The sequence below is a fragment of the Pseudomonas emilianonis genome (genome assembly GCF_023072625.1).
GTDB lineage: Bacteria > Pseudomonadota > Gammaproteobacteria > Pseudomonadales > Pseudomonadaceae > Aquipseudomonas > Aquipseudomonas paraveronii.
This window is the reverse complement of the sequence record NZ_JAKNRV010000244.1, coordinates 1-8075: the sequence shown is the minus strand read 5'-3', so window position 1 is coordinate 8075 and position 8075 is coordinate 1. Positions and strand designations below refer to the sequence as shown.

Sequence of the window (8075 nt, the reverse complement as noted above, 5' to 3'; positions counted from 1 at the left end):
TGAGCTGAGCGCAGCGAAGCGGTGCGGGTCGGCAATGAAGTGGAAACCCTCTACACCAACGGCCCGTCCGGCGGCGGCGGTGCCAGCAAGAGCGTGCGCCAGGTGGTGGCGGTGGCGTCGTTGTTGTTACCGCGTGACGCAGTCAACCCGAGGATCGAAGCATGAAGCTGCATACCCTGGCCCATTCCCGCACCGGGGATAAGGGCGACACCTCGAATATCTCGATCATTGCCTATCGCGCCGAGGATTATCCGCGACTCTGCGAACAGCTCACGGCCGAGCGTGTGGCGGCGTTCTTCGCCGGTTTGTTGGAACCGGGAGCGGCGCCGATACGGCGCTATGAGTTGCCCAATGTCCAGGCGCTGAACTTCGTGTTGCCGGGGATCTTGCGCGGCGGCGTGACCCGCTCGCTGGCGCTGGACGCCCATGGCAAATGCCTGGGTTCGGCATTGCTGGATCTGGACCTGGATTTGCCGACACCGAACTAAATGTGGGAGGGGGCTTGCCCCCGATGAGGGAGTGTCAGTCGTCGAATACATCAACTGACACTCCGCTATCGGGGGCAAGCCCCCTCCCACAGTGGATCTGCGCAGGTCGGTCAGACCGCAGCGAAACGCTTGTCCAGGTAATCGATGATCACCTTGGAGTCATACATCCAGGTGGTCTGGCCATTCTCTTCGATGCGCAGGCACGGCACTTTGATCTTGCCGCCTTGCTCCAGCAGGGCCTGGCGATCCTGTTCGTTGTTCTTCGCATCCTTCAACGCTACCGGCACATTCAGGCGATGCAGGGTACGACGGGTCTTCACGCAGAACGGGCAAGCGTGGAACTGATACAGGGTCAGCTCTTTGGCGGCCGCGTTGACCTGCGCCTGCTGCTCGGCGGGGCGCTGCTTTTTGCGTGGGCGGGTAATGTAGTCGCCCGCGATGATGACGTGGCCGAGGCCCACTCGAAGTGCTTTGACGAACATGGCTGAAACCTCTTGCCCAGAACAGAGGGCCGCATCTTACTTGATTTACGAGGGCGAAAAAAAACCGGCGATGAACGCCGGCTTTTTCCTACCCAGCCGGTTACTTGATCAGGCTGAGGAACTCGCTGCGGGTGGCCGCGTTTTCGCGGAACTCACCCAGCATCACCGAGGTGATCATCGACGAATTCTGTTTCTCCACACCGCGCATCATCATGCACATGTGCTTGGCTTCGATCACCACGGCCACGCCCAGCGCGCCGGTCACTTGCATCACAGCATCGGCGATCTGGCGGCTGAGGTTTTCCTGGATCTGCAGGCGGCGCGCATACATGTCGACAATCCGCGCGACCTTTGACAGGCCCAGCACTTTGCCGCTCGGGATATACGCGACGTGGGCCTTGCCGATAAACGGCAGCAGGTGGTGTTCGCACAGCGAGTACAACTCGATGTCCTTGACCAGCACCATTTCACTGTTGTCGGAGCTGAACAAGGCACCGTTGGTGACTTCTTCCAGTGTCTGTTCATAGCCGCGGCAAAGGTACTGCATCGCCTTGGCGGCACGCTTTGGCGTGTCGAGCAGGCCCTCGCGGGTAACGTCCTCGCCGAGTTGGCCGAGGATCGCGGTGTAATTCTGTTCCAATGTCACAGAGCGTTATTCCGTATGGGTTCTAGAGGGGTACGGTTTCGGTCTGTACCAATTTTGTACCAATCAGGCTTTGCTCAAGCTTCCCGACTTCGCTCCAGTCTTCACTGGAATTGATCCATCGGGCGTAAGTCGTCAGCAGCATTTGCACGCTGTGACCGAGCTGATTAGCAATGAACCCAAGGTTCATGCCTGCCATTAAGCACATGGTAGCGTAAGTGTGGCGGCAGTTGTATTGCCGTCTGGCCCTGACCTTCAGCGCGACCAGTGCCGCCTTGAAGTGCTTGTCGGTCACGCTGGCCTGTTGAATGAACTCGAAGTTCTTGGTCGGCGGGAAAACGTAAGGCGACTGTTTATGCTGGCGCCGGCTCTGTTTCGCCCTCAACTCGGCCACGCTCTTGGCCTCCTCAATCGCATTTAGCGCCCGACTGTTCAGCATGACTCGCCGTGTTTCACGCGTTTTCGTGCGTTCCTCGATCTTGTAGTCAGCCACGATCCTGCACACGTTGGCGACACGCCCCTCTGTATCTACCTCATCCCAGCGCAACGCCGCTATCTCACCAGGCCGCATACCGGTGTAAAACGCGAACTCAAAGTAGGCCGCGTAGACCCGCATTGAACCGGTCAACACCTCGTACAGGTGCCCGATAATCAAATCCGCCTCCGCTACCGTGAAAGGGTCCACCGGTTTCTTTGCCTTCACCGGCAGCTCAATCGAACCGACCGGATTCCTGGTTATCAACTCATCATTTACGGCGCACTCGAACATGGTGTGCAGCCTCTGGATCGCCGATCGTTTTACCGTCGACGACTTCCACGGAGTCTCTCCCGCTATTTTCCTGAGCGTTGCAGAAGTGATCTGGTCAATCGGAAGCAGCGCGAGGTGCGGCATCCAGTAAAGATTGAGGGATATCCGGTAGTTTTTGCGGGTTCCATCGACTACTTCTCGGCTGTCGAGCCAGGTCTGGGCGTACTCGCCAAACAGCGGCGTCGCAGAGTAGGTGGAATATGTCGAATTTGGGAAAAGCTCGGCGTAACGCTTGTCGTCCATCACGCCGTGCTTGATCAGGCTGATTACTGTAGCGCGAAGATCTGCGGCCGCTTTAATGCCTTTTGGCGTTTGGGGATAGGCGAGGGTCTCGCAGCGCCTGAATTTCCAGGTGAAGCGAATGCGGACTGACTGGCCTGCAAATTCAACTCCGGCGGGCAATCCCAAAGGCTTTCTAGCCATGCCTCATATCTCCTGATGCTGTAGTAAATCTGACCATCGATTTCGTTCCACACCCCTTTCGGGATGATGTTGCGCTGGCGCTTGCCCTGAAGCGCGCGGCGCGTTGTCCCGACCATCTCCGCGAAGTTCTTCTCCGCGACCTTGTCGGACAAGTACTCAACAGGTAGTTGCTCTGCTGCTGCCATGATGATGCTCCGCGCCGCGCTGGGCGGCAGAAGGTGGGGGAGTGGGTTCAGTCGCTGCTGTAGCTGGAGCTGCTATCGCTCGAACTGGACGAACTACAGCTGTCGCTCGACGAGTAGCTGCTGCCGCTGTCATGGCTGCTGTAACTGCTGGGTTCGCAATGGCTGTTCGAGCGTGGCGGGTCGTATGAGTCGACCTGATTGAGAGGGTTGAACGGGCTCAGCGGATTCAGCGGATTCAGTGGGTTGAGCAGATCCGATGACGGGTCGCTCCTGGTTGGCTGGGATGACGACGCGGAGAAGCTGCTGGCAGATCGACCGGCTGGTGTTGGCGTGGCGAGTTTATCGGCGGGCTTGCGGCGAAAGCGCTTTTTCAGGAAATCGAACATGCAGGAATACCTCGCCCGCCGCTCACCGGCAGGCATGTAGGGGGATTGGGGTTAGGCGCCCTTGAACGGGACGACGTTTTCGAGTTCGCGCTTCACGCCACCGGCATCGCGGAAGGCTTTCCATTCGGCATGGTGTGCTGGGCAGTAATCGACGTTCGGCGCGACCTCGGTGGCGTGGAACTCACAGACCGGCCTGTCACAGGTCTTTCCGTCGCCAACTGGGTAATCACAAAGCTGCGTTCCAACGTCACCGCATTCAGCGCAGTGCGGGCCAAGGTCTCCGCATAGGTGCCCGGTAGGCTTTCGGTTCTTGTCGTAGATCCGGTAGCACGCCATTACCCAGGCATCCTGTAGATGAACACGTAGGCGAACCAGAGGGTGGCGATCATGGCGTCACCTTGATATCGACATCGTCGTGAATCCATTCGATATCTAGCAGGTCATCGTCGTCAATCTGCATTTCCCGATGGTCATTGCTTGTCAGCAGCTCCTGCACTTCATCGTCATCGACGCTCTCAATGACCTTTCGGAAGTTCACGACTGCTTTGCCGGTGAGCACGACTGTTCTTTTCATGGGCGAGTTCGTCCTTGCCGCTATAGCGGCTGACTTTGAAGGGGGAGGGGTTACTGCTGTTTGGCGAAGAGGTTTGTTTCAGCGAGGGCCTTGCGTAGCTCGGCGCGCCACCAAACTTTACTTCCGTGAGGCCCTGGCTCGCCAAACCAGTAGCCATCCAGGTTCTCGGCGCCTTCAAGGAACTTTAGGATCTGCGCAAGGCGCTCAGGCAGTACCACCGCTACCGGCGCGGGCTGCTCGGCGTTAGCGCCAGCGGAATACGCTACCTCCATGTTGTATTTCGTAAATCGTGTTTCTTCGCCTTTGCTACCGTCACGATAAGCAGTATCGAGCCACTGCCAAAAGCCAGCTAGTGAGGGTGTTGCCGGTCTACACGTAGGCGGAACATTCCAAAGTTTGACCACTACGCCACCATGGTCGTTTGCCTGGGTCTGCGCCTCGCTTTCATGATTGAACAGGCCGGAATAATCCGGGTCATCGCATTCGACGAAGTAGAACCACGGCGCCACCGGCTCGCCCTGGGGCTTGGCGGATGGCATGAAAGCGCCAGACGGGTAGCGATCATCGCGGGAATTACGCTCTACCCTGACGAACAAGTGGGCATTCCAGGAAGTCGAGATTTTGTCCCAAGTCTTGAGCGCTGCATAACGCGCACCAGCACCAGCGAACAGCATATGCTCGCGCTCGGTGTCGTCGAACACGATCATATGCGGGCATTCATAAGGAATTGAGAGCTGAGTGGAAACAGCAGGCGCATCCAGCAGGGCGCGCAGCTCGTCTCGTGCCTTGATTCGATCCGCCAAGTCATCGTGGATGGTAAGCGGTTTAGTCACGCGCTCAATCAGCTCACGCGGCACGCCGTCAATCGTTTGGTTGGTGGTCATGGCTTCACCGTTTCATTTGTGGATACGTTGCGAACCGAGAAGAGCTTGTAGCCTTTCGGAATTGAGTCGGGATACTGGGCGGCCTTCACCACCTCGTTGATGTCCTCGGTACCCAGCTCTTCCGACTTCACCGTAAATCCTTTCTTGCCCCACTTGGGATCAGGACGCATGCAATCGGCAAGCGTGTAATCTTCGCGCCGATATTCAATGCTGAACACCGTCATAAATCACCTCAGCAAATCAGTTGTGCCAGTGCCAGCAGGCACCAGCATTAGGCGGGGAGTTGGGCTTTCATGGTTTGGCCTCTAGCTTCCGTGGGTCGTAACGTCGTCGAAGAGCATCGGCTATAGCGGGATTCGTTTGGGCTAATGCAAGGTCTTCGGCAAGTCCGCATTTGTATTCCCAGTAGGCTTTGTGAGCGCTTTCGGGGCTATCGAACATGCCCAAATGGACTGAGCCACGACCAAGGCTCTTGCAGCGTGCCTGGTATCTATCTGAGTTTTTGTATCGCCTCACGCCTATTGGCAGCTTGCCCTTGCGGGATTGGCTCTCAGTTATGAACATATTCACTTGCCGACTTACAAAGACACATGTTGCCGGGCTGTACAATTTATTGCCCTGTAAGATCAGGTCTTTGTCGAGCTGCCTACCCTCCCATTCCTGAGCTTCCATCCATGCCTTGAAGGTTGATAGCCTCAACCATTCCTCGCAGACCGATGCATCCCTATACGTCGGATAATCCGACTTCAGGCTCTCGCTGTAGCAACGCCTGAGCATGTCGCACCAAGCTGCGTAGAAAGGGCACATCCAGACGGTTTTCTGTATTTGCTTTCCCTCAACGTAGCCAACGGTTTCCTTCACTCGAACCGTATAGTCGGCATCATTGATGGCCACGCCGAACAGGAGCTTTCTCACTATGGCTTCCCCTGCGCTGGCTTGAGTGCGGCGTCGACACTTGCGAACAGGGTCGGATAGCCGCTAGCCCAGTCCTGCTTGCGCGCCGACTTCTGGACCTCACGCACTAACCCCTCCAGCACATCCACCCGCTCATCCGCTGCGGTCAGGCGCTGTTGCAGGGCTTCGCGTTTCATGCCGCAATTAGCAAGACCTATCAGCCTGAGTGCGGATTGCTGCTTAACACGCAAAACCTCAGCCAACGCCGCGTCACGCTCGGCGGTCCTTGTCGCAAGCATCTCGCTGACTTTCTTGCCTGCTGCTTCTGCGTCATTGGCATCGGCTACCGCGACATCTGCGCGTAGGCGTTCCGCGTCACGCTCGGCGGTTACACGGTCGAAGTCTTCCGCCTGAACAACCCAGGGCTGGAACAGCGCTTTCGAAACGCCTTCTATTCCAGGAATGAAGCCTTTCAGCTTCCATCGCATTACTTCGGGCATAGTTATTTCCTTGCCGGGCCATGCCCGGGTGGTGTGGTGCTACGATGGTCCCTTCCTATAAATGGGCTGGACCATGACCAAGCACGATATTTACGATGACATCGAAGGCTTTCAGGTTTGGAACTACATGGAATGCGACAAGGACGATGAGGGCCGGGAGACCTGGCGTATCAACGTCGAGATAAAGCGTGGTGGTGAAGTGGTGGTGCCGGTTGTTGCGGGTGACCGAACCTATGTTGACCGTGGTCTGGCGCAGGTGGCTGGGCGTGAGGTGGGGACCAGGCTGATTGCTGATCGCGTTTAAGCCGCAACTGCCTGACGCTCATACGCTCGCCACGGGTCGTTGGCCCGTGCCAGCGCTGCCATCGGCGGCGGGCTGACGCTGTTGCCGCACATATGCACCTGCTGAGTCTTGGTGAACGGCTTGCCGTCGGCGCCGTGGCTGATGATGTAGTCGGCTGGGAAGCCCTGGGCCTTGTACAGCTCGGCCGGTTGCAGCATCCGAAGGCAGATGTCGACGATCACATAAGGCGTGCCCTTGATCGTCACCGTTACCAGTGCCAGTCGATCCTTGGTGGTGATCGTTGGTGCTGGCTCGCCGGCGCCGCTTACGTTCTCTGTGCCGTAGTAGCTGATCAGGAACGCCGCGACGCGCAGGGCGCCTTCTTCGTGCTCTGGCGAAAGCGTGTACTGGATCAGTGCATGGTGCTCGGCGCCGGCGGTCATTGTCGGCACCGGCTCGGCCATGCCTCGACCAACGCAGTTTTTGCGAAGGGTGGCAAGATTCGCGGTCACCAGTTGCTGCTGGCTGCCGGTGTTGGTCACCGTGGTCATTGGGTCCTCGATGCTCTTGGCGTCAGTGGTGTTGAATCCACCATTCATCTGGGCCATGAACACTGTCGAGATACCCATCGCGTGGGCTGCGCCGGCTGGGCGCTGGTAATTGCCACCACTGGTGATCGTCGGCAGCGGGTCATCGAGCGCCTTGCCCTCATCTGCAAACCGGAACTTCACCAGGTGCGCAGCGGCAACCGCGTACTTTCCGCCAGACGCCATGATGGTGCCGAGTGGTTCATGCTGGTTGGCAGTGCGCGGTGCAGATCCGGGCTTGTCGCCGTTGCCTAACTGCACAAGCGTGGCGGCAGATAGCGTCAACTCTCCGCGGTTCGCACAGGTAACTGTTGGCATCGGTTCGCCCGGGTCGTTGATGCGATCGCTACCCTGATGCGTAGCGGGCGCGATGATCGGGCTGGCCATGGCGAACGAGCCGCCGCGCGGCCAAGAGGTGACAGTGCGCAGCGGGTCATGTGCTGACTGAACGCTTTCGCCGGACCAGTTCGCGATCGGCACGATAAATGGGTCAGCGGCATCAATGACGAACTTTTTCATTCCCTTGGCAATTCGCCGCAGGGTGGCCGGTGCCAGCGGCTTTGCCCGGTCGAAGATGCTTTTGCTCGGAATTGTCCAGTCGATGCATTCGGCAGCGGTGCGCCACTTTTGCTGGCCCTTCACCGGGTGCTTGGCGTGGGTCGGCTCCGGCCAAACGATCGGCTGACCGTCGCACCGGGCGATCATGAACAGGCGTTCCCGGCTGGTTGGCGCGCCGAAGTCGCAGGCCTTGATCACCTTCCACTCAACCACGTAACCCATGGCTTCCAGCAGGGCTACAAAGCGGCGCCATGTGCGGCCGCGCTGCTTCGGGTCAGGGATCAGGAACTGCTGGCCCACCGGCACAACTTCACCAGGTGCTGCAATCTCGCCGCCGAGTTTCACCACGCGGCCGGTGGCCTTGTCACGCTTGGCTATCA

Annotated in this window: 13 protein-coding genes and 1 pseudogene; 3 read left to right on the top strand and 11 right to left on the bottom strand. The window is 58.3% G+C overall.

Annotated features, from left to right (window positions below; translation table 11 throughout):
• Window positions 1–6: 6 nt before the first annotated feature.
• Window positions 7–165: pseudogene (locus tag L9Z73_RS20915) on the top strand (acyclic terpene utilization AtuA family protein); the annotation flags it as partial.
• Window positions 162–488 carry an AtuA-related protein gene (locus L9Z73_RS20910; protein ID WP_247404929.1) on the top strand — a complete coding sequence of 109 codons (327 nt, stop codon included), beginning with the start codon at window positions 162–164 and terminating at the stop codon, window positions 486–488. The pseudogene L9Z73_RS20915 and the gene L9Z73_RS20910, both read left to right, overlap by 4 nt.
• A gap of 110 nt (window positions 489–598) precedes the next feature.
• Here the strand turns inward: L9Z73_RS20910 and L9Z73_RS20905 are convergent, their stop codons facing one another.
• The 10 genes from L9Z73_RS20905 to L9Z73_RS20860 all read right to left on the bottom strand — a co-directional run bounded on the left by L9Z73_RS20905 (window position 599) and on the right by L9Z73_RS20860 (window position 6267).
• On the bottom strand, window positions 599–970 hold the full coding sequence (locus L9Z73_RS20905; protein ID WP_247404926.1) for a glutathione S-transferase N-terminal domain-containing protein: 372 nt from the start codon (window positions 968–970) through the stop codon (window positions 599–601).
• Window positions 971–1070: 100 nt separating this feature from the next.
• On the bottom strand, window positions 1071–1616 hold the full coding sequence (folE, locus tag L9Z73_RS20900) for a GTP cyclohydrolase I FolE (RefSeq protein ID WP_010566419.1): 546 nt from the start codon (window positions 1614–1616) through the stop codon (window positions 1071–1073).
• Between the two features lie 22 nt (window positions 1617–1638).
• A complete protein-coding gene (locus L9Z73_RS20895) occupies window positions 1639–2844 on the bottom strand; it encodes a site-specific integrase (RefSeq protein ID WP_247404923.1) in 1206 nt (401 codons plus the stop codon).
• A gap of 232 nt (window positions 2845–3076) precedes the next feature.
• Window positions 3077–3415 (bottom strand): hypothetical protein, encoded by a 339-nt coding sequence (locus L9Z73_RS20890; RefSeq protein WP_247404920.1) that lies wholly within the window; start codon window positions 3413–3415, stop codon window positions 3077–3079.
• 51 nt (window positions 3416–3466) lie between these two features.
• Window positions 3467–3751 (bottom strand): hypothetical protein, encoded by a 285-nt coding sequence (locus L9Z73_RS20885; protein ID WP_128593491.1) that lies wholly within the window; start codon window positions 3749–3751, stop codon window positions 3467–3469.
• A 49-nt stretch (window positions 3752–3800) separates the two neighbouring features.
• Complete coding sequence (locus L9Z73_RS20880; protein WP_247404917.1) at window positions 3801–3989, bottom strand: hypothetical protein; 189 nt, start codon at window positions 3987–3989, stop codon at window positions 3801–3803.
• 50 nt (window positions 3990–4039) lie between these two features.
• A complete protein-coding gene (locus L9Z73_RS20875; RefSeq protein WP_247404913.1) occupies window positions 4040–4873 on the bottom strand; it encodes a hypothetical protein in 834 nt (277 codons plus the stop codon).
• A complete protein-coding gene (locus L9Z73_RS20870) occupies window positions 4870–5097 on the bottom strand; it encodes a hypothetical protein (RefSeq protein ID WP_247404910.1) in 228 nt (75 codons plus the stop codon). Before L9Z73_RS20870 ends, L9Z73_RS20875 begins: the two co-directional genes overlap by 4 nt.
• Before the next feature lie 67 nt (window positions 5098–5164).
• The gene (locus L9Z73_RS20865; RefSeq protein ID WP_247404907.1) at window positions 5165–5788 is read right to left on the bottom strand and encodes a hypothetical protein; all 624 of its coding nucleotides are present in this window, start codon (window positions 5786–5788) and stop codon (window positions 5165–5167) included.
• Window positions 5788–6267, bottom strand: coding sequence for a hypothetical protein (locus L9Z73_RS20860; RefSeq protein ID WP_247404904.1), 480 nt, complete (start codon window positions 6265–6267; stop codon window positions 5788–5790). The genes L9Z73_RS20865 and L9Z73_RS20860 overlap by 1 nt, the downstream gene beginning before the upstream one ends.
• A gap of 73 nt (window positions 6268–6340) precedes the next feature.
• Here L9Z73_RS20860 and L9Z73_RS20855 point away from each other — a divergent pair, with 73 nt between their 5' ends.
• The gene (locus L9Z73_RS20855) at window positions 6341–6571 is read left to right on the top strand and encodes a hypothetical protein (protein ID WP_247404900.1); all 231 of its coding nucleotides are present in this window, start codon (window positions 6341–6343) and stop codon (window positions 6569–6571) included.
• Here L9Z73_RS20855 and L9Z73_RS20850 read toward each other — a convergent pair.
• Window positions 6568–8075 (bottom strand): DNA cytosine methyltransferase (locus L9Z73_RS20850; protein ID WP_247404897.1); only part of this gene is annotated, 1508 nt, incomplete at its 5' end. The two genes, L9Z73_RS20855 and L9Z73_RS20850, sit on opposite strands and share 4 nt — an antisense overlap.

Excerpts from the sequence above, each read along its gene's own strand:
- L9Z73_RS20910 (WP_247404929.1), top strand. The coding sequence starts at position 162 with ATGAAGCTGCATACCCTGGCCCATTCCCGCACCGGGGATAAGGGCGAC.
- L9Z73_RS20905 (WP_247404926.1), bottom strand. The coding sequence starts at position 970 with ATGTTCGTCAAAGCACTTCGAGTGGGCCTCGGCCACGTCATCATCGCG.
- L9Z73_RS20895 (WP_247404923.1), bottom strand. The coding sequence starts at position 2,844 with ATGGCTAGAAAGCCTTTGGGATTGCCCGCCGGAGTTGAATTTGCAGGC.
- L9Z73_RS20890 (WP_247404920.1), bottom strand. The coding sequence starts at position 3,415 with ATGTTCGATTTCCTGAAAAAGCGCTTTCGCCGCAAGCCCGCCGATAAA.
- L9Z73_RS20885 (WP_128593491.1), bottom strand. The coding sequence starts at position 3,751 with ATGGCGTGCTACCGGATCTACGACAAGAACCGAAAGCCTACCGGGCAC.
- L9Z73_RS20880 (WP_247404917.1), bottom strand. The coding sequence starts at position 3,989 with ATGAAAAGAACAGTCGTGCTCACCGGCAAAGCAGTCGTGAACTTCCGA.
- L9Z73_RS20875 (WP_247404913.1), bottom strand. The coding sequence starts at position 4,873 with ATGACCACCAACCAAACGATTGACGGCGTGCCGCGTGAGCTGATTGAG.
- L9Z73_RS20870 (WP_247404910.1), bottom strand. The coding sequence starts at position 5,097 with ATGACGGTGTTCAGCATTGAATATCGGCGCGAAGATTACACGCTTGCC.
- L9Z73_RS20860 (WP_247404904.1), bottom strand. The coding sequence starts at position 6,267 with ATGCCCGAAGTAATGCGATGGAAGCTGAAAGGCTTCATTCCTGGAATA.
- L9Z73_RS20855 (WP_247404900.1), top strand. The coding sequence starts at position 6,341 with ATGACCAAGCACGATATTTACGATGACATCGAAGGCTTTCAGGTTTGG.